Origin of the sequence: Methylonatrum kenyense (assembly GCF_023195885.1) — a bacterium.
GTDB lineage: Bacteria > Pseudomonadota > Gammaproteobacteria > Nitrococcales > Aquisalimonadaceae > Methylonatrum > Methylonatrum kenyense.
Window position 1 is genome coordinate 1 of sequence record NZ_JALPKO010000018.1, and the last position, 24,050, is coordinate 24,050.

Genomic DNA, 24,050 nt, shown 5'->3' on the forward strand with positions numbered 1-24,050 from the left:
ACATTAAACGTGCCTCGCTTACGCGAGGCGCTTGTATTTAATGCGATGCGGGTTCAGCGCCTCGTCGCCCAGCCGCTTTTTCCGATCCGCCTCGTACTCGGAATAGTTGCCCGGGAAGATCGTGACCTGGCTGTCGCCCTCGAAGGCCATGATGTGGGTGGCGATGCGGTCCAGGAACCAGCGGTCATGGGAGATCACCACGGCGCAGCCGGGGAACGTCAGCAGTGCCTCTTCCAGGGCCCGTAGGGTTTCCACGTCCAGGTCGTTGGTGGGTTCGTCCAGCAGCAGCAGGTTGCCGCCCGCCTTCAGCAACTTGGCAAGGTGGACGCGGTTGCGCTCACCGCCGGACAGGTCGCCGATGTACTTCTGCTGGTCCGAGCCCTTGAAGTTGAAGCGGCCCACGTAGGCGCGGGAATTGGTTTCGTAGCTGCCCACCTGGATCATGTCGAGTCCGTCGGAGATCTCCTCCCAGACCGTCTTGCTGTCGTCCAGCGCATCCCGGCTCTGGTCGACCACCGCCAGTTCCACGGTGTCGCCGACCACCACCTCGCCGGCATCGGGTTTTTCCTGGCCGCTGATCAGGCGGAACAGGGTGGTCTTGCCGGCGCCGTTGGGGCCGATGACACCGACAATGCCGCCCGGCGGCAGCGCGAAGTCCAGGTTCTCGTACAGCAGTTGCTCACCGAAGGCCTTGCGCACGCCGTGGAACTCCACCACCTTGTCGCCAAGCCGGGGGCCGGGCGGTATGTAGAGTTCCTGGGTTTCGTTGCGCTTCTGGAATTCCTTCGACTGCAGCTCGTCGAAACGCGCCATGCGCGCCTTGCTCTTTGCCTGGCGGCCCTTCGGATTCTGCCGCACCCATTCCAGCTCTGCCTTGATGGCCCGATTGTGCGAGGCCTGCTGCTTCTTTTCCTGTTCCAGGCGTTTTTCCTTCTGCTCCAGCCAGGAGGAGTAGTTGCCTTCCCAGGGAATGCCGTGGCCACGGTCGAGCTCGAGGATCCAGCCAGCCACGTTGTCCAGGAAGTAGCGATCATGGGTCACTGCCACCACGGTGCCCGGGAACTCGGCCAGGAAGCGTTCCAGCCAGGCCACGCTTTCGGCATCCAAGTGGTTGGTCGGTTCGTCCAGCAGCAGCATGTCGGGGCTCGACAGCAGCAGCCGACACAGGGCCACCCGGCGGCGTTCACCGCCGGAGAGCTTGGTCACGTCCGCATCCCAGGGCGGCAGGCGCAGCGCATCGGCGGCCTGTTCCAGTTTGCGGTCCAGTTCCCAGGCGCCGGCCGCGTCGATCTTGTCCTGCAATTTGCCCTGTTCGGCCATCAAGGCGTCAAAGTCGGCATCGGGTTCCGCGAACTGCGCCGATACGTCGTTGAACCGGTCCAGCAGGCCCTTGATCTCGGCCACACCTTCCTCGACGTTGCCACGCACGTCCTTGTCGGGATCGAGTTGCGGCTCCTGCGGCAGGTAACCGATGTTGATGCCGGGCTGCGGCCGTGCCTCGCCCTCGATCTCGGTATCCAGCCCCGCCATGATCCGCAGCAGTGTGGACTTTCCCGAGCCGTTGAGGCCGAGCACCCCGATCTTGGCACCGGGGAAGAAGGACAGCGAAATGTCCTTCAGGATTTCGCGCTTGGGCGGCACAACCTTGCTCACCCGGTTCATGGTGTAGATGTATTGGGCCATTGCTGATCACGTTCCGTCTCTGTGGAGAGCGCATATTATCCAGATGGCCCGAGCCGCGGGCAAAGGAAACACCAGACTCCCTGCGTTCCGTCGGCAATCGATTGAATCGTCGACGAAAAAGTTTCCAATGTAGATCCGGTATCGAATGGCGGGATTGTTAATTCCGTCACCGTAACCGGGCATCGGCTGTTTGATACTTACCGACCTAAGAATAAAGGCACGCCGGCCTGTCCGTCGGGCTACCGAAGGCGCGGCGTGTTTTCGGTGCGGCACGAACCTGAGGTGCGCACCATCCCGCAAGGGGGAGGAGGTTGCGTGAACGAGCAAGAATTGCAGCAGGCCCTCGGTTTGAGCGAGCCCTGGCGGATCCTGCGTGCCGAAACCGATGCAGCCAGTCGCCGCGTCGACGTCTGGGTCAGTGACCAGCCACCGGCGCCGGGCTTGCTGGAGCGACTCGGCTTCGGCAGCCGACGGCCGCGCCTGGTGCGAGGCGACGGCGAGCGGGTCTGGCGACATTGCAATATCGGTACGTTCCGTTGCTTTATCCACACCAGTCATAGTCCCTCCAGCACGCTTTCATTCCTCGGCTCGGCCGGGGCGCCGTTCACCAATGCCATGGCCATGCAGATTTCGGAACTGCTGGGCAGCGGCGCCAGTTATCGCGCGGTCTGCGCCGTGCTCGATCTGGATTTCAAGGACGTCTGGCAACTCAAGCGGCTGGGTGAACGCGAGGGTCTCAGCGTCGGCCGTCAATCGGGCGCCGACGGCGCCGAGGCCGAGGTGGCGCCCACCACGGCAGTGCCCGATCTTGCCGATCCGGTCTGGGACCGGCTGGTTTCCGGTGAACTGAATCATGCGGTGAAGGCGCTCAATCTGCGCTTGTTGCTGTCGCGCGTGCAGTCGCAACTGCGCGGCGTCGAGGACAGGGAGATGCGCGAGATCAAGTATCGCGAACTGCGTCGCTTCTTCGTCAACAACGAACGCGGCCTGAAGCACGAGCTGGATCGACTGATCAGCGCGGCGCGCTAGGGAAACAGTGAATGTATCCCCTGGGAACGAAAAACGAGGAGAAGCAGAGGAGTGAGGGCATGACGGTAGGGACTGCGGCGAAGAGCTGCCTGATGACACCGTCAGAGGCGGCGGACCGCATCCGCGGCGGCGAATGGCTGGCCATCGCCGGTGACCGTGAGGCATTGCAGGACCTGCCCCCCGGCAACTGGATCGGCGGCAGCATTCCGTATTTCATGGGGCAGGACGGCGGCGAGACCAGTCGCGACAAGGTCCATGTGACGCCGCTGCCGGTGGGCGGTGGGGCGCCGACGCTGCGGCGTTACGCCGTGGGCGATCTGCACCGCCTGTGTCTGGATGGCCCAACCAATGGTTACACCCTGCTGATTCTGCCGGCCATGTCCACGGTGCACGAGTTGTTCTCGCGCAAGGGCCCGGAGTTCGAGGACATGTTTCTCAAGCCGCTGCTCGGCTGGGTGGCGGGCTTTCACCTGGATCACGTACTGGCGCCGGTGGCGGTGGACGGCACCAGGGCCGAGTTCCTCGAAGACATGGCGGTGGCGCTGCATGTGCCGTTGCCGGAGGACCAGTTTGCCGAGATCGGCATCGTCAATATCTTCGAACAGGGTGATGGCGACGTGATCCGGTTTCCCGATGCGAGTTTCGAGGTCGGTGATTGCCTGATCAATGGCGAGCCGGCAAACCTGGCGCATTACCTGCGTGACCAGGCCGTCGACACCCGTTTGCCATTGGTTGCCGATTACTGCGGCAGCAGCCTGAATGTCAGCATCAAGGACAGTCGTCCGGAGGAGGGCGCGGTGTCCCTGTATGCGCCGGTCTTCCCGGATACCGACTACCGCCTGGCGCGGCCGGTGGACGATTACGTCAGTGCCTTCGAGCAGGCCCTGCCGCCCGAGGGACGGCATTCGGCGCTGAGCTTCAACTGCGTGCTCAATTACCTGTATTCCGGCCTTGAAGGCAAACAGACCGAGGGCTTTGACGGGCCCATGACCTTCGGCGAAGTGGCCTACCAGCTGCTCAACCAGACCATGGTCTACATGGCCGTGCGTCGGCTTGATTAAGCGCTCAGTCGCTGTGCCGGGGGCCGCGGGCCGGCTTGCCGATGGACTCCAGTTCCGCCCATTCCTCGTCAGTGTAGAGTCGCGAGCGGGCAAGAAAACGCAGGCCTTCGGGCGATTCCAGCGAAAAGCCGCTGTCTCGCCCGGGGACCACATCGATAATCAGATGGGTGTGTTCCCAGTAGTCGAACTGGGCACCGCCGATATAGAACGGCTGCCCGGCAATCTCGCCGAGGTAGACGTCCTGTGCCCCGATCCGGAATTCTTTGCGCGGGTAGCACATCGGTGCACTGCCGTCGCAGCAGCCGCCGGACTGGTGAAACAGCAGTGGTCCGTGAATTGCGGCCAGTCGCTCGATGAGTTCCGTTGCGGCGTCGGTGACCGAGACGCGGGTTACCGTATTCATGCAACCTCCGGGAAAATGACGGGAGGCCCGGGAGGCCTCCCGTCTTGCCTGCCAGGAGTTCAGAAGAAGCCCATCGGGTTCTCGTCGTAGCTGACCAGCAGGTTCTTGGTCTGCTGATAGTGGTCCAGCATCATCTGGTGATTCTCGCGACCGATACCGGACTGCTTGTAGCCACCGAACGCCGCATGGGCCGGGTACATGTGGTAGCAGTTGGTCCAGACGCGACCGGCCTGGATGCCGCGGCCCATGCGATAAGCGGTGTTGCCGTTACGCGACCAGACGCCGGCACCGAGCCCGTAGAGGGTGTCGTTGGCGATGCTCAGGGCATCGTCGAAATCGCTGAACCGCGCGACCGAGACCACCGGACCGAAGATCTCCTCCTGGAACACGCGCATCCTGTTGTGGCCCTCGAAGATGGTCGGCTGCACATAGTAGCCACCGGCAATCTCGCCCTCGGCCTCGATCTGCTCGCCGCCGATCAGCACCTTGGCGCCTTCCTGCTTGCCGATATCGACATAGGACAGGATCTTTTCCAGCTGATCCCTTGACGCCTGGGCGCCGATCATCGTGTCGGTGTCCAGCGGATTGCCGACCTTGATACGGCGCGTGCGTTCGACGGCGGCCTCCATGAAGCTGCCATAGAAACTGTCCTGGACCAGAGCCCGTGACGGGCAGGTGCAGACCTCGCCCTGGTTCAGCGCGAACATGGCAAAGCCTTCCAGGCTCTTCTGGCGGAACGCGTCGTCGGCGTCGAAGCAGTCGGCGAAGAACACGTTCGGCGATTTGCCGCCCAGTTCCAGGGTCACCGGAATCAGGTTTTCGGTGGCGTACTGCATGATCAGACGGCCGGTGGTGGTCTCGCCGGTGAACGCGATCTTCGCGATCCGCGGGCTGCTCGCCAACGGCTTGCCGGCCTCGACGCCGAAACCGTTCACCACGTTGAGCACACCGGGCGGCAGCAGGTCACCAATGAGTTCCAGCAGCACAAGGATCGAGGCCGGGGTCTGCTCCGCCGGCTTCATCACGATGCAGTTGCCGGCCGCCAGTGCCGGTGCCAGCTTCCAGGTCGCCATCAGCAGCGGGAAGTTCCATGGAATGATCTGGCCGACCACGCCCAGCGGTTCGTGGAAGTGGTACGCCACGGTGTTGTGGTCGATCTCGCTGATGCCGCCTTCCTGGGCGCGAATCGCGCCGGCAAAATAGCGGAAATGATCCACCGCCAGGGGCAGATCCGCAGCCAGTGTTTCGCGCACTGGCTTGCCGTTGTCCCAGGTCTCGGCCACGGCAAGCGTTTCCAGGTTCTGCTCGATGCGGTCGGCGATGCGATTCAGGACCAGCGCCCGTTCGGCGACCGAGGTGGTACCCCAGCCGGCCTTGGCTGCATGCGCCGCATCCAGCGCCCTGTCGATGTCTTCGGCGGTCGAACGGGGAATCTCGCAGAAGGGTTTGCCGTTGACCGGGCTCGGGTTCTCGAAATAGCGCCCCTGGACCGGTGCGACCCATTCGCCGTTGATGAAGTTACCGTAGCGGGATTTGAACTGGACCTTGGCGCCGTCCGTGCCGGGCTGTGCGTAACGCATGATGGATATCTCCTCCGCAACCATATGCTGGTGAATGTTCGCCAGCGGACCTGCTGTCGCCGGCGTGCAGTCCCTGTTGCATCCCCGGTGCCAGGAGATGAAAGCAATAAAAATCAGGTGGTTGAATGTGTTTCGCCGGTGAATCCGGGACACTCCGTTGCAACGGTCACCCGGGTCATGGGGCGGGGTGTCATCGGCGTTGCTGAAGGGGGATACGGTGTCGGTGCATGCGCCGGTACAGCGTGTTGCGGCTGACACCGAGGTCCTGCGCTGCCTGCCGGACGTTCCAGCGTTGGCGCTGCAATGCGGCGAGGATCTCGGCTCGTTCCGGGGCGTTGTCCAGAGGGGGCGAGCAGGCTTGCTCCACGTGGTCGCGGCGGACCGCTTCAGGCAGGTCGGAAAGGCCGATCACATCATCGCTGCACAGTGCGACGGCGACCCGCAGCACATGCCGGAGCTGGCGTACATTTCCGGGCCAGTGGTAGCGGATCAGGGCATCCATGGCCTGGCCGTCTAGGCATGCCGGAGTATCCCTCCCGGATTCCTCCATCAAAATGCGCCCGATCAGTCCCGCCAGATCATGGCGATCCCGAAGGGCGGGCAGATGAATGCTGAAGCCGTTGATTCGGTAGTACAGGTCCTCCCGGAACCGGCCCTGGGCCACCGCCTGTTCCAGGTCCTGGTGGCTGGCGCTGAGCAGGTGGAACGCTACCTTGCGGGGGGTGCTCGCACCCAGCGGAACTACCTCGCCAGTCTCCAGCACACGCAGCAGCCGCGTCTGCAAGGATGTCGGCATGTCGCCGATTTCGTCCAGGAACAGTGTGCCACCATCGGCTTGCAGCAGTTTGCCGTTCATCCCTTCGCGTAGCGCTCCGGTGAAGGCGCCTGGGCGGTAGCCGAACAGTTCGCTCTCGATCAGTTCCGCGGGGATAGCCGCGCAGTTGAGGGCGACAAACGGTTGCCGTGCGCGGGTCGAACAGGTGTGAACGGCTTGGGCCAGGACCTCCTTGCCGGTGCCGGTTTCTCCACCAATGAACAGCGGAATGTCCCGGTCCAGCAGGCGACGGAGTCGGCCCAGTTGTTCCTGAAGGACCGGTTCGGGCCCGGCAAGTACTCGGTCGAGGGCATCACTTGCAGGCGACGGAACTGAGGTCGATCGGGCCGCTGGAGCGTGCAGACGAAGGCGGACCGGATCGTTCCCGAAACTGGCCTCGCGCAGTCCATCATCCTTCCCGGACAGCGATACGAGGTTTTCGAGGGACACGCCTGTCAGGTCCTCGAAAGAGTTGCCGATGACGCCTGCGGCAAACTCCAGGCCGAGTTGACTCAATGCGCTGGCGTTCGCGGCTCGGATCCGTCCATCGCCGTCCACGGCCAGCAAACCCTGTTGCAGCAAGCCGACGAACTCGGGACGGGCATGAAAAGCGATGATCCAGTGCTCACGGCAACTGCGCAGCAGATGGGCGTTTTCGATGCTGCGGGCGGCCATGTGCACGAGGCCCATCGTGCGTTCCCGCTGTTTCGGGGAAATTCCGGGGTTTAGCGCCGATGCATCCAGTACCGCCAGCAGCTCGCCGTCTCCGGCGCGGATCGGCGCGGCGGCGCAGGACAGCCGAATATTATCCGCAAGGAAGTGCTCATCGGCATGAATTAGTGTGGCCTGGCGACGGGTAATGGCGGTACCAATACCGTTGGTCCCTACAGCAGACTCGCTCCAGTCGGCGCCAGGTGCCAGGCCTGCACGGCGAAATCCTGGGTCCGGGACCTGATCCCCGGCCCGGTGGAGGATGCAGCCGTCACGGTCGGCCAGCAGCACCGAAAAGCCGCCTGCCCGGAGTTGTTCCTGCAACCGTGCGATTTCCTCGAAGCCAAGTCGGTGCAGAGCCTCCAGTCGTTGCCGCCGCCGACGCAGCTCCGGTCCTTCCAGGTAACGTGGTTCGAGTTTCCGGTCCGGCCGCAGACCGTGCTGGGCAAATGAACGCTGCCAGGATTCTGCAACCCGTCGTTCGGGGTTTCCGGCGGAGGCCGGTGAATGACCGTCTGTCAACTGCTTCAGAATTTGGCAGACCTGCCGTGCGTGCTGAAAGTCCGGGCGCAGTGCGTGGGGCATGATGCTGCTTCTCTGAGGCTTGCATACGCGTTGAATCCGCCAAACATTATAAATAAGTATTTCATATACGTCATTATGTTTCTGTTTGCACGTCCTATCTGCCTGGAGGCCGGTATTGAAGCGTTTTGACAGATCGCCCGGGGTCAGGCGTTGAAACGGACGCTGCCGGTGGCCGCCAGGTCATATCCACCCATGGCTGCGGCGCGCTCGTGCAGCGCAGCGGATGCGGCAAAGCGCAGCAGTGCCTGTACCGGCGGTTCGAAATAGCTGCGGCGACGCATCGCAAGGTCGAATGATTCGGTGTGCAGGGGCAGGAAGTCGAGGCCATGGCGTCGTGCTGCGGCCTCGACCCCCAGTCCGCAATCCGCCCGCGCTTCACGCACATCCAGCGCCAGGTCATCTTCTCCCAGTGCCGTATGGCTGGCGTTGCGCACAGCTGCCACCTCCAGGCTCAGCTTGCCGAGCAGCCAGCGCAGGAGGGAATCGGCACCGGCGCCGGTCTGCCGTCGGACCACGGTCACATCGTCGCGGAACAGGTCATTCAGGCCCTGGATGCCTTTGGGGTTGCCGGGTGGCAGCAGCAATCCCTGGCGGCGCCGTGCCCAGTGAATCAGCACCAGGTCGCGCAGCCCGCCGAGTCCGCAGCGCAGCGGATCGTTGCCCGCGCCGGTCTCGGGATCGGTGATGTGCAGTCCGACAACCATGGCACGTCCGTCGAGCAGACGCTGGACACCGTCGCCGCTGCCTCGGCAGAGGCTCGCGAGATGGCTGTCCGATTCCCGCAGTGCCCATTCCAGCAAGGGATCGTGGCTGCCGGCGAAGATCTCGGGGGGCGGCCGTGTCGCCGCGGTGTCCGCCTCGAGGTGATTATTCAGCCACAGGTCGACGGCCTGCCGCGGAAACAGCAGCTTGCCGGTGATCCGGGTGCAGGGAATGGCCTGCTGCCTGACCAGTTCATAAATCTTGCGTTGGCGGAGCCGCAGGTAGTCCGCCACCTCTGTCGTAGTCATTAGCTCGTGATACATCATGCCGTTTTCCGGTCTTTTCCTGTTCTGATTACGAAAGGCGGTGCACCGTGGTACGTGAAGCTGCATCATGCGCTTTCATTGTTGAAAGCGGCAAGGTGTCGGCTCTGCTTGAGGCAAGGCCGAATAACGGGAGTGGCAGGTGGCGGCAGGGAATCCGTTCGCGATTGCGCTGGAACTGATACTGGAGCGTGATCCGGTTCTGCTGGGTATTGTTGGACTGTCGCTGCAGGTCAGTCTGACTGCGGTCGCCATTGCCGCGCTGCTCGGCCTGCCGCTGGGTGCTGCCATTGCCCTGTTCCGGTTTCCCGGCCGCGGGATTGCCGTTGCAGGCCTGAACGCCCTGATGGGATTGCCCCCGGTGGTCGCCGGGCTGATGGTCTATCTGCTGCTGTCCCGTGCCGGGCCGCTCGGTTCCTGGGGGCTGCTGTTCACGCCCACCGCCATGGTGATCGCACAGACCCTGCTGGTGTTGCCGATCATCGCTGCACTGTCTCGCCAGGTGGTAGAGGACCTGTGGGAGGAGTATCGCGAACAGTTGCAGTCGCTGGGGTCGAGTCGGCTTCGGGCCATTCCGACGCTGCTCTGGGACGCCCGCTTCTCGCTGGTTACAGGGGTGCTGGCCGGCTTCGGGCGCGCCAGTGCCGAGGTCGGTGCGGTGCTGATCGTTGGCGGCAATATCGACGGGGTCACGCGGGTCATGACCACGGCCATCGCGCTGGAGACCAGCCGTGGCGATCTGCCGCTGGCGCTGGCCCTCGGCATCGTCCTGTTGTTGCTGGTGATGCTGGTCAACGCCACCGCCTATCTGATCGGCGAACAGGCGAAGCGGAGGCTGGGATGAACGACCTGTCCCGTCCCGATGCGCTGCTGCCGTTGCGCGTGAGTGCACTCGGATTCCGGCATCGCGGCCAGTCGCTGCTCGACGGCGTGGAGTTCACGCTGGGTCCGGTCGGCCGCACCATCCTGCTTGGCCCGAACGGAGCCGGGAAGAGCCTGTTGATGCGGCTTTGCCACGGCTTGCTGACACCAACCAGCGGGCGAATCGACTGGTCGCTCGGGGGGGCGTCCGTGGCGTTTCTGCGTCGCCGCCAGGCGATGGTGTTTCAACGGCCGGTACTGCTGCGGCGCGGGGCCCTGGCCAATGTCCGGCATGCGCTGTCCCTGCAAGGCGTTGGCCGGGCCGAAGGCAAACGTCGGGCCGAAGACGCCCTTGAGCGTTTCGGCCTGTCGCCGCTGGCGCGGCGGCCGGCCCGGGTGTTGTCCGGGGGCGAGCAGCAGCGCCTCGCGCTGGCTCGGGCCTGGGCCCTTCGCCCGGAGATCCTGTTTCTCGACGAACCGACTTCGGCGCTGGATCCCGCCGCGACCAAATCGGTGGAGGATGCCGTGCTGGACTTTCATCGCGCTGGCACGCGTGTCGTCATGAGCACCCATGATCTCGGGCAGGCGAGGCGTCTGGCGGATGACGTGTTGTTCCTCTGCGGGGGTCGACTGCTTGAACAGACGCCCGCGACGACGTTCTTCGAACAGCCGCAAAGCCCTGAAGCAGCGGCTTTCCTGCGCGGCGATCTGGTGTGGTGATGGCTGCGCATACGCAAGCAGCGAGGGGATCCCGAATGCTCAAGAATCCCGGTAGGTCCCGATTCCGGCGAACGCTTGGCTGTCTGGTTCTTGCGGCAGGTCTGCTGTCGGCCACCATCGCGTTGGCCGGCAAGCCCCACATCACGCTGGCGTCGACCACATCCACGGAGCAATCCGGCCTGTTTCACCACATCATTCCCACGTTCACCGAGGCTACCGGCATCGAGGTGCGGGTGGTAGCAGTGGGTACCGGTCAGGCCTTTGCCATGGCCCGCGCCGGTGACGCCGACGCGCTGCTTGTGCATGACACCACCGGCGAGAAGCGGTTTATCGAAGACGGCTATGGCATCGAACGGCGGGAAGTAATGTACAACGACTTCGTGATCATCGGGCCGTCCGGTGATCCGGCCGGTATCGCGGATGCGGAAAGCGCGATTGATGCCATGCAGCGCATAGCGGAGGCCGAGGCAGCATTTGCCTCACGCGGCGACGACAGCGGCACGCACCGGGCCGAGCTTCGGCTCTGGCAGGAGGCCGGCGTCGAACCGGGCAGTCGCTGGTATAGGGAGCTTGGCAGCGGCATGGGGGCAACGCTGAACACTGCGGCAGCGATGGACGCCTACCTCCTTTCCGACCGGGCCTCCTGGCTGGGTTTTCGAAACCGGCAGGAACTGGTGCTTTTGTTCGAGGGCGACGAGGTCCTGTTCAATGCCTATGGCAGCGTGCTGATCGATCCCGAGCGGCATCCCCACCTGAAGCATGATCTTGCCGGCAAGTGGCACGACTGGCTGGTTTCCGAGGTCGGCCAGACCGCAATCTCTGAATACCGGATTGACGGTGAGCAGGTGTTTCTCCCGTACTGAGTCTGCAATCGGCTTGGTGGACGGTCTGCATGGGCCTGCCCAGGTCGAAATGCCGTCGCTGCCAACGGTCTTTATCCTCTCGGGCGCAGACGCGGGAATAAATCAGCGTTTCCTTAACGGTGTGCACCCTCAGTGGAAGACTGACGGTTCATGGCGCATCCGAAGGACCGTCAGGAATTTCCTGATTGGCCTTGGCGGGAGCATTCGATAGCATGCCGGCTTTCTTTCAATGCGGTGACAGCCTGATGATTCGCCTTGCAAGACCTGCGCCACTCCTTGCCGGGCTGTCCGCCACGGCCATTCTCGGCTTGCCGACGGTGGGGCAGTCCGTCGTGAGCGATGTGGACTGGGAGGTCTACGGCCGCCTGCATGCGGACCTGGCCTATCTGGACAACGGCGATGACTACAGTGCGTTCAATCTTGCCAGCCGGAGCAGCCGTATCGGCTTTCGGATCGGCTATGACGTGCTGCCGAACCTGCGCGCCATTGGCCAGGTGGAGCGGCTGATCGCCATCGACAGCAGCGATAGCACCTTTCCGGCCCGTGACACCTTTCTCGGTGCTGAAGGTACTTGGGGGCGACTGCGTGCAGGGCGTTTCAATACGCCACTCAAGGATGTGCAGCGGGCGGTAAATCTGTTCTCCGACCAGGTCGGCGATGCCCGCAATATCCTGCGCAACAACTACACGGACGCGAGCGGCGTCCGCCTGCAGGGTTTCGACGAACGCTTTCGCAACGGCATCAATTACGAGACGCCGCGCTGGCAGGGGTTGGGCCTCGCCGCGCATTACTCGCTGGAGACCGAGCCGGGCGGCAGCTCGGCCAACAACAATGCCAATGACGCCTGGAGTACCGCGCTGACCTATGTGCAGGGCGGCCTCACGCTGGCCCTGGCGCATGAGCGCAACAACAAGGAAGACCGGGACCTGCCGGACCGCTACATGACCCGGCTGGGTGCGGTGCTGGACCTGAATGCCTGGCGCTTCACCGGCCTGGCACAGCAGGCTGGGCGGCCGGACGACACCGCCTTTGGTCTTGGTGCCCGTTATTCAGTGACGCAGGAACTGCGGCTGAAAACCCAGTATTACCGGCTGGACGCCGACGACACCGATTTCGATGCACAGATGCTCGCAGTTGGCGCCGACTATGTCTTCAATCGGCATTTCACGGTCTACGCAAGCAGTGCGCTGATGGACAATGATCGTCTGCAGACCCTGACACCGTGGCAGCAGGGCAGCAATATCGACCGGGGTGGTGCGGCTGACAGGACCGGCTACGCGCTCGCCCTGGGTGCGATGTTCAATTTCTGATCGAGGCTCAGCCCCGGCCCCGCGTCCGGGTCTTGCCGGCTTTTCCGTTCTTCTCGATGAAGCCGTAGATGGCCCCGGCGATGTCCTTGCCGGTCGCGCCCTCGATACCTTCCAGGCCGGGTGAAGAGTTCACCTCCAGCACCACCGGTCCGTGGTTCGACCGCATGATGTCGACGCCGGCCACGTTCAGCCCCATGATCCGCGCCGCGCGCACCGCCGTTGAACGCTCCTCGGGAGTGATCCGGATTGCCCGCGTGCTGCCGCCACGGTGCACATTGGAGCGGAATTCACCGTCCTTGGCCTGGCGCATCATGCTGCCGACCACCTTGTCGCCGACCACGAAACAGCGGATGTCGGCGCCGCCCGCCTCCTTGATGTACTCCTGGGTCAGGAAGTAGGCGCGCAGGCCGCGGAAGGCATCGATCACACTCTCGGCCGCCTTGTTGGTCTCGGCCAGCACCACGCCCTTGCCCTGGGTCCCTTCCAGCAGTTTCACCACCAGTGGCGCGCCGCCGACCAGGTTGATCAGGTCCAGATTGTCGTCCGGCGAATAGCCGAAGCCGGTCACCGGCAGGCCGATACCCTTGCGAGACAGCAGTTGCAGCGAGCGCAGCTTGTCACGGGAGCGGCTGATGGCGACCGATTCGTTGACCGAGAACGTGCCCATCATCTCGAACTGGCGCACCACCGCTGTGCCGTAGAAGGTGATGGATGCGCCGATGCGCGGGATCACGGCGTCGCAGGCGGGCAGAACCTCGCCCTTGTAGTGAATCTCCGGGCGGTGCGAGCTGATGTTCATGTAGCAGCGCAGTGGATCGACCACCCGCACCGTATGACCACCCTCCTCGCCGGCCTCCACCAGTCGCCGGGTGGAATACAGCTGGCGATTGCGCGACAGGATGATGATGTTGAACGGTTCGCTCATGGCTGTCCCTTGGTACTCGCTGGTCAGGCAGGGCTGTTCGGGCCTGCCGGGCGCTTGCCCAGCAGGAAGGACTCGCCGGCATCGACGATCAGATGGCCGCGCATTGCCTGGCGTCCCAGCAGCATCCGGAAACCCATGCTGTCACGGTTGGTCAGGGTTATCTCGATCGGCCATTGCTGACCGCCCATGGCGATCGGCGTGCGAATGACCGGCCGCCGCTCGCGATGGCCGGTGGAACTGGTCACCAGGCGTTCGCCGACCAGACTGGCGATGCAGGTGACCGTTACGTCACTGCGCCGCTGCAGGGGATGCAGCTCGAAGCGAACCCGGTCGTCGTCGAGCCGGCGGATGTGGATCGCGTGCAGGCAGGAGGTCTGAGCCCCGGTATCCACCTTGACCTTGATACCATCCACGCCCAACTCCGGCAGCATCGCCCACTCCCGCCAGCCAATGACTGTTTTTCTTGCCGTCATCCGTGACTCCGCCAGGGGGTGTCGGGTGAAACCCGGTGCGCAAAGCAGTGCACTGGTCCACGCACTTGTAGTGGAAAACCGGGGCCGCTGCAATCGTCCGGAGGCGGTGTGACGAACTGTGCCGGTGCGGTCTCCGAACCACCGCTCGCGCGGATGCAGCAGCAGTGGCTATCAGGTATCATCCAAGCCCTTTTGAACGCGCCCCGGGGCAGCCTGTAGCGGGACTCCAACGCAGGCGCGGGAATGAATCAGTGTTTCCCTAAGCCCTTTGTTTGAGGACCTTGCATGTTCACGACTGACATGACCATCGCTGGCTTCGATCCGGAACTGGCGGATGCCATCGACCAGGAAACCCGTCGCCAGGAAGAGCATATCGAACTGATCGCGTCCGAGAATTACGCCAGTCCGCGGGTGCTCGAGGCCCAGGGCAGCGTGTTGACCAACAAGTATGCCGAAGGCTATCCGGGCAAACGCTATTACGGCGGCTGCGAGTATGTCGATATCGCCGAAACCCTGGCCATCGAGCGGGCCTGCAAACTGTTCGGTGCCGGCTACGCCAATGTGCAGCCGCACAGCGGTTCGCAGGCCAACGCGGCGGTTTACCTGGCGCTGTGCAAGCCGGGTGACACCATCATGGGCATGAGCCTGGATCACGGCGGTCATCTGACCCACGGTGCAAAGGTCAATTTCTCCGGCAAGATCTTCAATGCCGTGCAGTACGGCATCGATCCGGAAACCGGCGAGGTGGATTACGACGAGATCGAGCGGCTGGCCAGGGAACACCAGCCGCGCATGATCGTCGCCGGCTTCTCGGCCTATTCGCGGGTCATGGACTGGGCCCGGTTCCGGCAGATCGCCGATGCCGTTGGCGCCTGGCTGATGGTCGACATGGCCCACGTGTCCGGCCTGGTGGCGGGCGGCGTTTATCCCAGCCCGGTTCCGCATGCGCACGTCTGTACCACGACCACGCACAAGGGTCTGCGCGGCCCGCGCGGTGGTCTGATCCTGGCCCAGGACAATCCCGAGATCACGAAGAAATTCAATTCCCTGATCTTTCCGGGGACCCAGGGCGGCCCGCTGATGCACGTGATCGCGGCCAAGGCGGTGGCCTTCAAGGAGGCGCTGGAGGGTGATTTCCGTGCTTACCAGCAGCAGGTCATCGACAACGCCCGGTCGATGGCGGCGGCGGTGCAGGAGCGCGGCTACAAGATCGTCTCCGGCGGCACCGACAACCATCTGTTCCTGATAGACCTGATCGACAAGGGTGTGACGGGCAAGGCAGCCGATGCGGCGCTCGGCCGCGCCAATATCACGGTCAACAAGAATGCGGTGCCGAATGACCCGCAGTCGCCGTTCGTGACCTCGGGGCTGCGCATCGGTACGCCGGCGGTGACGACCCGCGGGTTCGGTGTTGAGGAATGCACCCGGGTTGGCCATCTGATCTGTGACGTGCTGGATGCGATGGATGGCGACGGCGTGGATGAGCAGGTGCTGGAAACGGTACGCGGCAAGGTGCGCCAGATCTGCAGCCGCCTTCCGGTGTACGAGGCCCACGCCCGCGTCCGATCGGTTGGTGCGTAGGGAAACGCTGGTTTACTCCCCAGTGGCAGGAGAGTCCCGGTATGCGATGTCCCTTCTGTCAGGCCCAGGATACGCGGGTCATCGATTCCCGTCTTGCGCGGGAAGGTGACCAGGTACGCCGCCGCCGCGAATGCACAAAATGCAGTGAGCGTTTCACCACCTTCGAGACCGCCGAGCTGGTCATGCCAAGGCTGGTCAAGCAGGACGGCACCCGCGAGCCCTTCGACGAAGCCAAGCTGCGTACCGGCATGCTGCGCGCCCTGGAAAAGCGCCCGGTCAGCACCGAGCGGATCGAGGGTGCCCTGCACCGGATCATCAAGCGCTTGCGCTCCGCCGGCGAGCGCGAGCTCCCCACCCGGCAGATCGGTGAGCTGGTCATGGAGGAGTTGCGCGAGCTGGACCAGGTTGCCTACGTGCGATTCGCCTCGGTGTATCGCAGTTTCGAGGACGTCAGCGCCTTCCGCGAGGTGATCGATGGCCTTGAGAAGCAGTCCGCTTCCGACTCGGACGCGGACCGGGATGGCGGGTAATATGTTTCCCGGTTCCGTTAGTCAGGGAGGGACGATGGCATGAGCGACACCTTCAGCCTCGGTGAACACCGTTGGATGGCCCGTGCATTGCAGCTGGCCCGGCGCGGATTGCTGACCACGCGGCCCAACCCGCGCGTCGGTTGCCTGCTGATCCACAGCGGCGCCATCGTGGCCGAAGGTTGGCATGAGCGCGCCGGTGGCCCGCATGCGGAAATCATGGCGCTGGAGAAGGCGGGCGCCATGACGCGCGGGGCTACAGCGATCCTGACCCTGGAGCCCTGTGGTCACCACGGGCGCACGCCGCCCTGCGACCAGGCACTGATTGATGCCGGCGTGCGCTCGGTCGTGGTGGCGATGGAAGACCCGAACCCGCAGGTGGCCGGGCGTGGTCTGCAGCGGCTGCGGGATGCCGGCCTCGGCGTGCGTCTGGGTCTGATGGAAGCGCAGGCGGAGGCCCTCAACGCGGGCTTTGTAACCCGCATGCGGCTGGGCAGGCCGCGCATTGTGGTCAAGCTTGCCAGCAGTCTCGACGGCCGCACCGCGATGGCCAACGGTGAGAGTCGGTGGATCACCGGCGGGGCGGCGCGTGCCGACGTGCATCGCTGGCGTGCGGCGAGTTGCGCGATTCTGACCGGCATAGGCACAGTGCGTGCAGACGACCCCCGGCTGACGCCGCGTGATGTTGACGGTCTGGACGACATGCCACCGCCTCTCCGGGTGGTGCTGGATTCGCGCCTGCGCATGTCCCCCCGGGCGGCGATGCTGCAACAGCCCGGAACGACCCTGGTGATAACCGCCAGCGATAACGCCGAGGCCCGTCAGGCCCTGGAGCAGGCAGGTGCCGAAGTCGCCCGGGTTGGTGCGACCGACGGCCGTCTTGACCTGACGGCGGTGATGCAGCTGCTGGGCGACCGGGAGATCAACGATCTGCTGGTGGAAGCGGGCGCCGAACTGGCCGGCGCGTTATTGCAATCCCGCCTTGCCGACGAGCTCGTACTCTACCAGGCACCGCATTTCCTGGGCGGCGAGGGGCGGCCACTGGTCGAGTTGCCCGGCCTGGAACACCTTGGCGATCGGGTACGACTCAAGCTGACCGATACGCGCATGGTGGGTGACGATCTTCGGCTGCAATTGCAGCCCGTAACCGGCGAGGCCTGAAATCACAATGTTTACCGGACTGGTTCAGGCCCAAGGGCGCGTGCGGCAGCGGGAGACCCGCGGTGGCGACGTTCGGCTGCACATCTCCGCCGGCGAGCTGGAGATGACCACGGTAGGCCTGGGCGACAGCATTGCCGTCAACGGGGTCTGCCTGACCGCCGTGACCCTGGACGACGCAGGATTTGCCGCCGACGTCTCGCTGGAGAGCCTCCAGCGAACGACGCTGAAAAACCTGGCTGCGGGGTCGCCGGTCAATCTGGAGAAGTCCCTGACCCTGTCGACACCCCTGGGTGGCCACCTGGTGAGCGGCCATGTGGATGCCATAGGCGAGGTGGTGGAACGACGCCAGGATGGTCGTTCCTGGCGGTTCGCCTTTCGTGTGCCGGATCGCCTGGCACGCTATATCGCGGAGAAGGGGTCGGTCTGCATCGATGGTGTCAGCCTGACGGTCAATGGGGTCGACGGGGCGGTGTTCGATGTGAATATCGTGCCGCACACAATGCAGGCGACAATCATCGATGGCTATCGGGTGGGTAGCGAGGTCAACATCGAGGTGGATCTTGTGGCGCGGTACCTCGAGCGCCTGGTGCAGGGGGACGCGGCAGCGCGGCCCGGCGGGGGGGTCAGCCGGGAACTGCTCGGCCGACACGGTTTCGATACATAGGGAAACGCTGACCGAGTACCAGACATGCGTTTGGAAGGATCAGTGATTCCCCGGGAGCAAGACACAGCATGGCCATGAACAGTATCGAGGAGATCATCGAAGAACTGCGCCAGGGGCGCATGGTGGTGATCATGGATGACGAGGATCGCGAGAACGAGGGCGATCTGGTGATGGCATCCAGCATGGTTCGTCCGGACGACATCAATTTCATGGCCCGCTTCGGCCGCGGCCTGATCTGCCAGACCCTGACGCGGGAGCGCTGTGAACAGTTGCGACTGCCGCTGATGGTGAACGACACGGATGGCCAAAAATCCACCAATTTCACGGTCTCCATTGAAGCGGCCCGCGGCGTGACCACCGGCATTTCCGCCGCCGACCGTGCGCGCACGGTGCAGGTTGCCGTGGCTCCCAATGCACGCCCGGAAGACCTGGTGCAGCCAGGCCATATCTTCCCGCTGATGGCCCAGCCCGGTGGCGTGCTGACCCGCGCCGGACACACCGAGGCAGGCTGTGATCTGGCGCGCATGGCAGGCTTCGAGCCGTCGGCGGTGATTGTCGAGATCCTCAACGAAGACGGCACCATGGCACGCCGCGACGACCTGCTTGCGTTTGCCCGGGAGCACGGCCTGAAGATCGGCACCGTTGCCGACCTGATCGCCTACCGGATCCGTAACGAGCGCAGCGTCGAGCGCGTTTCCCAGTGCGATTTGCCCACCGAGTTCGGTGCCTTCCAGCTCTATGCCTACCAGGACAATGTGGACAACGCGCTGCACTTCGCGCTGGTCCGGGGGCGCATCAAGCCGGAGGATCCGGTGCTGGTCCGGGTCCATCTGCAGAACACCCTGGCCGACAGCTTCGCCAGCACCGGGCCGTTGTGTGGCTGGCCATTGCGAAACGCGCTGAAGCAGGTGGCAGGAGCCGATAGCGGTGTGGTCGTGGTGCTGCGGAACAACGAGAATGACTCGGCGATCCTGTCGCGTATGCGGGACTATCAGCTGCAGGCGCAGAGTTCCGGTGAGCCGGGGATGGCCCAGTCCAGCAGTGAACTGCGGACTTACGGTATCGGAGCCCAGGTTCTCGCGGATCTCGGGGTCCGGCGCATGCGGGTGCTGAGTGCGCCGAAACGCATGCATGCGCTGTCCGGTTTCGGTATGGAAGTCGTGGAGTATGTCGACCCCGCCTGAAGTTTTCAGGTTTCAGTGTTCCGTTTTCAGACAGGGCAAACCCATTACCCGGTTGCCGTCGATTTGGCGAGGATGATTGTTCATGAACGTGATTGAAGGGGATTTCACCACCGAGGCGGTGCAGGGTCGGTATGCGATCGTTGTTGCCCGGTTCAACGCCTTTGTTGTCGAGAGTCTGCTGCAGGGTGCCCTGGATGCGCTGAAGCGGCACGGGGTGGCCGAGGACAGCATCGATGTCATTCGGGTCCCGGGAGCCTGGGAATTGCCGCTGGTGGTGGATCGGGCGGCGCGCAAGGATCAGTACGATGCGGTGATCGCGCTGGGCGCGGTGATCCGTGGTGGCACACCGCATTTCGAATACGTGGCCGGCGAATGTACCAAGGGCATCTCGCAGGCCTCCATCGAACATGATGTGCCGGTGGCTTTCGGCGTGCTGACCGTGGACACCATCGAGCAGGCGGTCGAGCGTTCCGGTACCAAGGCCGGCAACAAGGGGGCCGACGCCGCGATGTCAGCGATGGAAATGGTCAGCCTGCTGAAGCAACTGCATGACTGAGCAAGACCGCCGCCGCAAGCGTCACATGCCGGGCGCCCAGCAGCAGGCCCGGCAACGGGCCCGGCAACGTGCACTGCAGGCGCTCTACCAGTGGCAGTTGGGCGGCCTGAGCGCCTCGGATATCGAGCGCCAGTTCCTGCCTCCCGAGGAGGATATGCCGGCGGCCGACAAGGAGCCGCCGGCCATCGAGCCGGATACCGAGCTGGAAGATGCGACCTCGATGGATCAGGTCGATGTCGCTCTGTTTCGTGAATTGTTGCATGGCGTGCTGGAACGGCTGGAGGACTGGGACGCGCGTATCACCCCGCACCTGAGCCGTTCCATTGCCAGCCTTGATCCGGTGGAGCGCCTGATCCTGCGGATGGGCACTTACGAGCTGGTCGAGCGCCTGCAGGTGCCGGCCCGGGTGGTGATCAACGAGTGCGTCGAGTTGGCCAAGCAGTTCGGTGGCCAGGATGGGCACAAGTACATCAATGCGGTGCTCGACAAGGTCGCACGCAACGACCGCTTTCGTCAGACGGAGATTGCCGCGCGGGACAAGGGGCGAGGCTGACGCGGTGCCATGGCCCGCTCCGAATTCGATCTGATACGCCAATATCTCACCGGGCTCGGTTGCCGGCGGGAGGATGTGCAACTGGGGGTCGGCGATGACGCCGCTCTGTTGCAGCCCCCGGCCGGGCACCTGCTCGCGGTCAGCACCGACACCCTGGTTGCCGGCGTGCACTTCCCCGAGGATGCCCCGGTCGCCGCGATCGGCCACAAGGCGCTGGCGGTGAATCTCAGCGATCTGGCGGCGATGGCTGCCGAACCGGCCTGGACCACCCTGTGCCTGACCATGCCCTCGGCCGATGGTGACTGGCTACAGGCCTTTGCCACCGCGTTTGATGCACTGGCCCGGGAACATGGCGTCGCCCTGGTTGGCGGGGACCTGTGCCGTGGCCCGCTTGTGATTACCGTGCAGATCACCGGGTTTGTACCGGCGGGGCGGGCCCTGCGGCGGGACGGTGCGACCCCCGGTGACCATGTCGTTGTCAGCGGCTGCCTGGGTGATGCGGCCCTCGGACTGCGGTGCTGGCAGGCGGGCGAACGGGGTTCGGACACAAGCTCGCTGACCCGGCGACTGCATCGGCCGAGTCCCCGGATTCAACTCGGCCTCGCCCTGCGAGGCCGGGCCAGCGCGGCGATTGACCTGTCGGACGGCCTGGCGTCGGATCTGGGTCATGTGCTGACAGCCAGCGGCTGCGGCGCCGAAATCCAGGTGCAGGACCTGCCCTGTTCGGAGACGGCCGTGCGGTATGCCGGCGCGGTGGCCGCTCGTCAGGCGGCGCTGGCCGGTGGTGATGACTACGAATTGTGTTTTACCGTTCCGGAGCGCTTCCTGCCGGATCTTGCCGGCATCGCCGGAGCGGTCGGCACGCCGCTTACAGTTATCGGGCGCATCGTTGCCGAACCCGGTTTGCGGCTGCGCCGGGAGGACGGCAGTCTGGTGCCGGCAGCGCCCGGCGGCTACCAGCACTTCGGCGAGGAATAATGAGTGAGCAGCAGTCCCTGCACGGACGTGCCCGGCTGAGTCAGCCGGTGCATTTTCTTGCGCTGGGTTTCGGCAGCGGGTTGGCGCCGCGTGCACCCGGCACCTTCGGCACGCTGGCGGCGATCCCGCTGTACCTGCTGATCGCCGGACTGCCGCTGGCCGCTTATCTGGTACTGACCCTGATCGCCTGTGTTGCGGGTATCTGGATTTGCGGCCGGGCCGCCCGCGACTTCGGCGTGCACGATCACCCGGCGATCGTCTGGGACGAGATTGCCGGTTTCCTGGTGACAATGATTGCCGCGCCGGCGGGCGTGCTGTGGATTGTGCTCGGATTCCTGCTGTTTCGCCTGTTCGACATCCTCAAGCCATGGCCGATCAACTGGCTGGACCGGCGTGTCGGCGGCGGCCTCGGCATCATGCTGGATGACATTGTCGCCGGGGTGTTCGCTGCCGTGGCCCTGCAAGTGATCGTGCTGATGGTCAGCTAAGGATGTGCCGATGACCCTTCAGGCCATGCCATTCGTACCAGGCGAGGTGAGCGGCCGACTCCGCCACCGGCTGCGGGACGGCGAGTCGGATTGTATCCTGCTGTTGCATTTCGAGGATCTGGTGCCGCTGGAGACGCCGCCCGCCGGCCTGATCGTGATCGGTGGTGCGCCCCTGTCCCACCCGATGACCGAGCTCCAGGGCCTGGGTATCCCGACCGTGATTGTCAGCAGCCGGCAGGCCGAATACCTGCAGGAAGGCGAGCGGATCTGGATTGACGGGATTACCGGCGAGATCGGTCGTGGCGAGGTGCCCGACCCGCAGTCAGTCGGGGCGCACAGCAATGTGCCCGGGGAGCCGTTCCACACCGCGGACGGCCTCGCCGTCGAGTTGCGAGCCAGCATCACCGGCGAACAGGGTGCCCGGGACGCGCATGCCGTCGGCGCGACGGCGGTCGGCATGGTGCGCACCGAATACCTGGTGCCATCGCACGGGCGCATGCCGGACCAGGCCTTCTACGAGAAATCCTTTGCCGCTATCTGCGCCGCCGCCGATCCGTTGCCGGTAACCTTCCGGTTGCTGGACATCTCGGTGGACAAGAAGCCGACCTGGCTGGGCGAAGTGTCGGGCATGACCGGCCTGCTCGGTATGCAGGGCTCCCGATTGTTCGGCACCCGGCCGGTGTCCGGGCTGGTCTCGGCCCAGGCAGCGGCCCTGGCCAATGTCAGCCGCAATTATCCGCTGCGGGTGCTCGTGCCCTATGTGGCCAGCCCGGAGGAGTTCCGCCACTGGCGCAATCGGCTTCGGGCCTGGCTGCCCGACCGCATCCCAATCGGGCCAATGGCCGAAACCCCGGCCGCCGCCCTGGCCATGCCCGAATGGCAGCGCATCGCGGACTTCGTCTCGATTGGCTGCAATGATCTGATGCAGTGCCTGTTCGGCGCCGACCGTGACATTCCGGACGTTGCCGGTTACCTGGATCCCTATGCACCGACCCTGCTGCGGTTCCTGGATCTGGTGGCGCGCGCCGCCGGTGCCCGCGGCCTGGAACGGATCCAGCTCTGCGGCCTGCTGATGCAGATGCCCGGGGTCCTGCCGTTGCTGCTCGGCCTGGGGTTCCGCCGTTTCTCGATGGCGCCGAGGCTGATTCCGGCCATGTCCCGCGTGCTGGCACGGACCCGCCTGGGCGAGGCCGAGCAGCTTGCCACGACGGTGCTGGCGGCGTCGGACAGCGGTAGCGTCAGGGAGTTGCTGGGTATGGCGCCGGAGACCCGGCCGCCGACCCCGTGGGATCAGACCGGCTAGGGCGCAGAGGCGGGAATAAATCAGCATTTCTCTAAGCGCCACGACGCAAACACCGCTGTCTCCGTATACTGTCGCCTTTTTTCGGGAATATCCGAGGCCGTCCATGCTATCCGCCATGCGTCCATCCGTTCGTCAGCGCCTGGGCCAGTTCGTCGAGTCGCAGCCGGTCCAGAACTTCATCATTGCTTTGATCGTACTCAACGCGATCACTCTGGGCCTGGAGACATCCAGCACGGCGCAGCAGTATATCGGCGGCCTGTTGTTCTGGGCCGAACGCGCCATCCTGACCGTATTCGTCATCGAGATCGGACTGAAGCTGATCGCCTTCGGCCCGCGTTTCTTCCGCAGTGGCTGGAACGTGTTCGATTTCGTGATCGTCGCCATTGCACTGGCGCCGGAAACCGGGCCCTTCTCGATCCTCCGGGCCCTGCGAATCCTGCGTGTGCTGCGCCTGCTGTCCCAGGTGGAGCGGCTGCGGGTGATCATCGAGTCACTGTTGCGGGCGCTACCCAGTATCGGCTGGATCGCCTTCCTGCTGGTCCTGGTGTTCTACATCTTCGGGGTCATGGGCACCAAGCTGTTCGGCGAGAGCTTTCCCGAGTGGTTTGGCACCGTCGGTTTGACCATGTATTCGCTGTTCCAGGTCATGACCCTGGAGAGCTGGTCCATGGGCATCGCGCGGCCGGTGATGGAAGTCTACCCGCACGCCTGGCTGTTCTTCGTGCCGTTCATCCTGATCACCGCGTTTACCGTGCTCAACCTGTTCATCGGGATCATCGTGAACACCATGCAGGAGCTGCACTGGGAGGAAGAAGACGCCAAGCGCACCGAGATAGAAGGTCGGGCCCACGCCGAGCGCGAACGGATGGTCAGGTTGCTGGAAGAACTGCACGAAAAAGTGGATGTACTAGAGAAAAAGGGGCGGGAAGGGCGTTGACGCGCTTTCCCGCCCCTTTTTCTCGTTTTAGGTTTAATGTTTTAAGTTTTACGTAAAACCATTAAACCTAAAACG

Annotated in this window: 24 protein-coding genes; 17 read left to right on the plus strand and 7 right to left on the minus strand. The window is 64.2% G+C overall.

What is annotated here, in order from left to right:
• Positions 1–18 precede the first annotated feature (18 nt).
• Positions 19–1,683: an energy-dependent translational throttle protein EttA gene (ettA, locus tag M0534_RS13290; protein ID WP_248568926.1), complete on the minus strand. Its 1,665-nt coding sequence runs from the start codon at positions 1,681–1,683 to the stop codon at positions 19–21.
• A 315-nt stretch (positions 1,684–1,998) separates the two neighbouring features.
• Here ettA and M0534_RS13295 point away from each other — a divergent pair, with 315 nt between their 5' ends.
• Both M0534_RS13295 and M0534_RS13300 read left to right on the plus strand, forming a co-directional pair.
• Complete coding sequence (locus M0534_RS13295) at positions 1,999–2,712, plus strand: hypothetical protein (RefSeq protein WP_248568927.1); 714 nt, start codon at positions 1,999–2,001, stop codon at positions 2,710–2,712.
• A 59-nt stretch (positions 2,713–2,771) separates the two neighbouring features.
• A complete protein-coding gene (locus tag M0534_RS13300) occupies positions 2,772–3,773 on the plus strand; it encodes a DUF6976 family protein (RefSeq protein ID WP_248568928.1) in 1,002 nt (333 codons plus the stop codon).
• 4 nt (positions 3,774–3,777) lie between these two features.
• Here M0534_RS13300 and M0534_RS13305 read toward each other — a convergent pair whose 3' ends face one another.
• The 4 genes from M0534_RS13305 to M0534_RS13320 form a co-directional block, all read right to left on the minus strand.
• Positions 3,778–4,176, minus strand: a complete 399-nt coding sequence (locus tag M0534_RS13305) for a DUF779 domain-containing protein (protein ID WP_248568929.1) — start codon at positions 4,174–4,176, stop codon at positions 3,778–3,780.
• A 59-nt stretch (positions 4,177–4,235) separates the two neighbouring features.
• The gene (gene adh / locus M0534_RS13310) at positions 4,236–5,756 is read right to left on the minus strand and encodes an aldehyde dehydrogenase (RefSeq protein ID WP_248568930.1); all 1,521 of its coding nucleotides are present in this window, start codon (positions 5,754–5,756) and stop codon (positions 4,236–4,238) included.
• Between the two features lie 190 nt (positions 5,757–5,946).
• The gene (locus M0534_RS13315) at positions 5,947–7,866 is read right to left on the minus strand and encodes a sigma-54-dependent Fis family transcriptional regulator (protein ID WP_248568931.1); all 1,920 of its coding nucleotides are present in this window, start codon (positions 7,864–7,866) and stop codon (positions 5,947–5,949) included.
• Between the two features lie 143 nt (positions 7,867–8,009).
• Complete coding sequence (locus M0534_RS13320) at positions 8,010–8,894, minus strand: substrate-binding domain-containing protein (RefSeq protein ID WP_345894730.1); 885 nt, start codon at positions 8,892–8,894, stop codon at positions 8,010–8,012.
• Between the two features lie 139 nt (positions 8,895–9,033).
• Here M0534_RS13320 and M0534_RS13325 point away from each other — a divergent pair, with 139 nt between their 5' ends.
• From M0534_RS13325 to M0534_RS13340, 4 genes are all read left to right on the plus strand, one after another.
• Complete coding sequence (locus M0534_RS13325) at positions 9,034–9,735, plus strand: ABC transporter permease (RefSeq protein WP_248568932.1); 702 nt, start codon at positions 9,034–9,036, stop codon at positions 9,733–9,735.
• Positions 9,732–10,472, plus strand: coding sequence for an ATP-binding cassette domain-containing protein (locus M0534_RS13330; protein ID WP_248568933.1), 741 nt, complete (start codon positions 9,732–9,734; stop codon positions 10,470–10,472). Before M0534_RS13325 ends, M0534_RS13330 begins: the two co-directional genes overlap by 4 nt.
• Before the next feature lie 35 nt (positions 10,473–10,507).
• Complete coding sequence (locus M0534_RS13335; protein ID WP_248568934.1) at positions 10,508–11,335, plus strand: ABC transporter substrate-binding protein; 828 nt, start codon at positions 10,508–10,510, stop codon at positions 11,333–11,335.
• Between the two features lie 212 nt (positions 11,336–11,547).
• The gene (locus M0534_RS13340; RefSeq protein WP_248568935.1) at positions 11,548–12,645 is read left to right on the plus strand and encodes a porin; all 1,098 of its coding nucleotides are present in this window, start codon (positions 11,548–11,550) and stop codon (positions 12,643–12,645) included.
• A gap of 7 nt (positions 12,646–12,652) precedes the next feature.
• Here the strand turns inward: M0534_RS13340 and rimK are convergent, their stop codons facing one another.
• Both rimK and M0534_RS13350 read right to left on the minus strand, forming a co-directional pair.
• Entirely contained in the window at positions 12,653–13,570 is a 918-nt protein-coding gene (gene rimK, locus M0534_RS13345; protein WP_248568936.1) for a 30S ribosomal protein S6--L-glutamate ligase, read from the minus strand.
• Positions 13,571–13,593: 23 nt separating this feature from the next.
• A complete protein-coding gene (locus M0534_RS13350; RefSeq protein ID WP_248568937.1) occupies positions 13,594–14,043 on the minus strand; it encodes an ATP-dependent zinc protease family protein in 450 nt (149 codons plus the stop codon).
• Between the two features lie 285 nt (positions 14,044–14,328).
• Between M0534_RS13350 and glyA the strand changes: the two genes are divergently transcribed.
• The 11 genes from glyA to M0534_RS13405 all read left to right on the plus strand — a co-directional run bounded on the left by glyA (position 14,329) and on the right by M0534_RS13405 (position 23,975).
• Positions 14,329–15,624: a serine hydroxymethyltransferase gene (glyA, locus tag M0534_RS13355; RefSeq protein WP_248568938.1), complete on the plus strand. Its 1,296-nt coding sequence runs from the start codon at positions 14,329–14,331 to the stop codon at positions 15,622–15,624.
• Positions 15,625–15,665: 41 nt separating this feature from the next.
• Entirely contained in the window at positions 15,666–16,154 is a 489-nt protein-coding gene (nrdR, locus tag M0534_RS13360; RefSeq protein ID WP_248568939.1) for a transcriptional regulator NrdR, read from the plus strand.
• A 39-nt stretch (positions 16,155–16,193) separates the two neighbouring features.
• Positions 16,194–17,312 carry a bifunctional diaminohydroxyphosphoribosylaminopyrimidine deaminase/5-amino-6-(5-phosphoribosylamino)uracil reductase RibD gene (ribD, locus tag M0534_RS13365; protein ID WP_248568940.1) on the plus strand — a complete coding sequence of 373 codons (1,119 nt, stop codon included), beginning with the start codon at positions 16,194–16,196 and terminating at the stop codon, positions 17,310–17,312.
• Positions 17,313–17,319: 7 nt separating this feature from the next.
• On the plus strand, positions 17,320–17,976 hold the full coding sequence (locus M0534_RS13370) for a riboflavin synthase (RefSeq protein WP_248568941.1): 657 nt from the start codon (positions 17,320–17,322) through the stop codon (positions 17,974–17,976).
• A gap of 68 nt (positions 17,977–18,044) precedes the next feature.
• Entirely contained in the window at positions 18,045–19,160 is a 1,116-nt protein-coding gene (ribBA, locus tag M0534_RS13375; RefSeq protein ID WP_248568942.1) for a bifunctional 3,4-dihydroxy-2-butanone-4-phosphate synthase/GTP cyclohydrolase II, read from the plus strand.
• An 82-nt stretch (positions 19,161–19,242) separates the two neighbouring features.
• Positions 19,243–19,716, plus strand: coding sequence for a 6,7-dimethyl-8-ribityllumazine synthase (ribH, locus tag M0534_RS13380; RefSeq protein ID WP_428348969.1), 474 nt, complete (start codon positions 19,243–19,245; stop codon positions 19,714–19,716).
• A complete protein-coding gene (gene nusB / locus M0534_RS13385; RefSeq protein WP_248568944.1) occupies positions 19,709–20,269 on the plus strand; it encodes a transcription antitermination factor NusB in 561 nt (186 codons plus the stop codon). Before ribH ends, nusB begins: the two co-directional genes overlap by 8 nt.
• Before the next feature lie 9 nt (positions 20,270–20,278).
• Positions 20,279–21,247: a thiamine-phosphate kinase gene (gene thiL / locus M0534_RS13390; RefSeq protein ID WP_248568945.1), complete on the plus strand. Its 969-nt coding sequence runs from the start codon at positions 20,279–20,281 to the stop codon at positions 21,245–21,247.
• Positions 21,247–21,735, plus strand: a complete 489-nt coding sequence (locus M0534_RS13395; protein WP_248568946.1) for a phosphatidylglycerophosphatase A family protein — start codon at positions 21,247–21,249, stop codon at positions 21,733–21,735. Before thiL ends, M0534_RS13395 begins: the two co-directional genes overlap by 1 nt.
• Before the next feature lie 10 nt (positions 21,736–21,745).
• The gene (locus M0534_RS13400) at positions 21,746–23,038 is read left to right on the plus strand and encodes a putative PEP-binding protein (RefSeq protein ID WP_248568947.1); all 1,293 of its coding nucleotides are present in this window, start codon (positions 21,746–21,748) and stop codon (positions 23,036–23,038) included.
• Positions 23,039–23,141: 103 nt separating this feature from the next.
• Entirely contained in the window at positions 23,142–23,975 is an 834-nt protein-coding gene (locus tag M0534_RS13405) for an ion transporter (RefSeq protein WP_248568948.1), read from the plus strand.
• Positions 23,976–24,050: the final 75 nt, after the last annotated feature.

Coding starts and splice junctions, on each gene's coding strand:
- glyA (WP_248568938.1), top strand. CDS start 14,329: ATGTTCACGACTGACATGACCATCGCTGGCTTCGATCCGGAACTGGCG.
- ettA (WP_248568926.1), bottom strand. CDS start 1,683: ATGGCCCAATACATCTACACCATGAACCGGGTGAGCAAGGTTGTGCCG.
- M0534_RS13330 (WP_248568933.1), top strand. CDS start 9,732: ATGAACGACCTGTCCCGTCCCGATGCGCTGCTGCCGTTGCGCGTGAGT.
- M0534_RS13400 (WP_248568947.1), top strand. CDS start 21,746: ATGACCCTTCAGGCCATGCCATTCGTACCAGGCGAGGTGAGCGGCCGA.
- M0534_RS13340 (WP_248568935.1), top strand. CDS start 11,548: ATGCCGGCTTTCTTTCAATGCGGTGACAGCCTGATGATTCGCCTTGCA.
- M0534_RS13300 (WP_248568928.1), top strand. CDS start 2,772: ATGACGGTAGGGACTGCGGCGAAGAGCTGCCTGATGACACCGTCAGAG.
- thiL (WP_248568945.1), top strand. CDS start 20,279: ATGGCCCGCTCCGAATTCGATCTGATACGCCAATATCTCACCGGGCTC.
- rimK (WP_248568936.1), bottom strand. CDS start 13,570: ATGAGCGAACCGTTCAACATCATCATCCTGTCGCGCAATCGCCAGCTG.
- M0534_RS13315 (WP_248568931.1), bottom strand. CDS start 7,866: ATGCCCCACGCACTGCGCCCGGACTTTCAGCACGCACGGCAGGTCTGC.
- ribBA (WP_248568942.1), top strand. CDS start 18,045: ATGGCCATGAACAGTATCGAGGAGATCATCGAAGAACTGCGCCAGGGG.
- M0534_RS13320 (WP_345894730.1), bottom strand. CDS start 8,894: ATGATGTATCACGAGCTAATGACTACGACAGAGGTGGCGGACTACCTG.
- M0534_RS13370 (WP_248568941.1), top strand. CDS start 17,320: ATGTTTACCGGACTGGTTCAGGCCCAAGGGCGCGTGCGGCAGCGGGAG.
- M0534_RS13335 (WP_248568934.1), top strand. CDS start 10,508: ATGCTCAAGAATCCCGGTAGGTCCCGATTCCGGCGAACGCTTGGCTGT.
- M0534_RS13350 (WP_248568937.1), bottom strand. CDS start 14,043: ATGACGGCAAGAAAAACAGTCATTGGCTGGCGGGAGTGGGCGATGCTG.
- M0534_RS13395 (WP_248568946.1), top strand. CDS start 21,247: ATGAGTGAGCAGCAGTCCCTGCACGGACGTGCCCGGCTGAGTCAGCCG.
- nrdR (WP_248568939.1), top strand. CDS start 15,666: ATGCGATGTCCCTTCTGTCAGGCCCAGGATACGCGGGTCATCGATTCC.
- ribH (WP_428348969.1), top strand. CDS start 19,243: ATGAACGTGATTGAAGGGGATTTCACCACCGAGGCGGTGCAGGGTCGG.
- nusB (WP_248568944.1), top strand. CDS start 19,709: ATGACTGAGCAAGACCGCCGCCGCAAGCGTCACATGCCGGGCGCCCAG.
- M0534_RS13305 (WP_248568929.1), bottom strand. CDS start 4,176: ATGAATACGGTAACCCGCGTCTCGGTCACCGACGCCGCAACGGAACTC.
- ribD (WP_248568940.1), top strand. CDS start 16,194: ATGAGCGACACCTTCAGCCTCGGTGAACACCGTTGGATGGCCCGTGCA.
- adh (WP_248568930.1), bottom strand. CDS start 5,756: ATGCGTTACGCACAGCCCGGCACGGACGGCGCCAAGGTCCAGTTCAAA.
- M0534_RS13405 (WP_248568948.1), top strand. CDS start 23,142: ATGCTATCCGCCATGCGTCCATCCGTTCGTCAGCGCCTGGGCCAGTTC.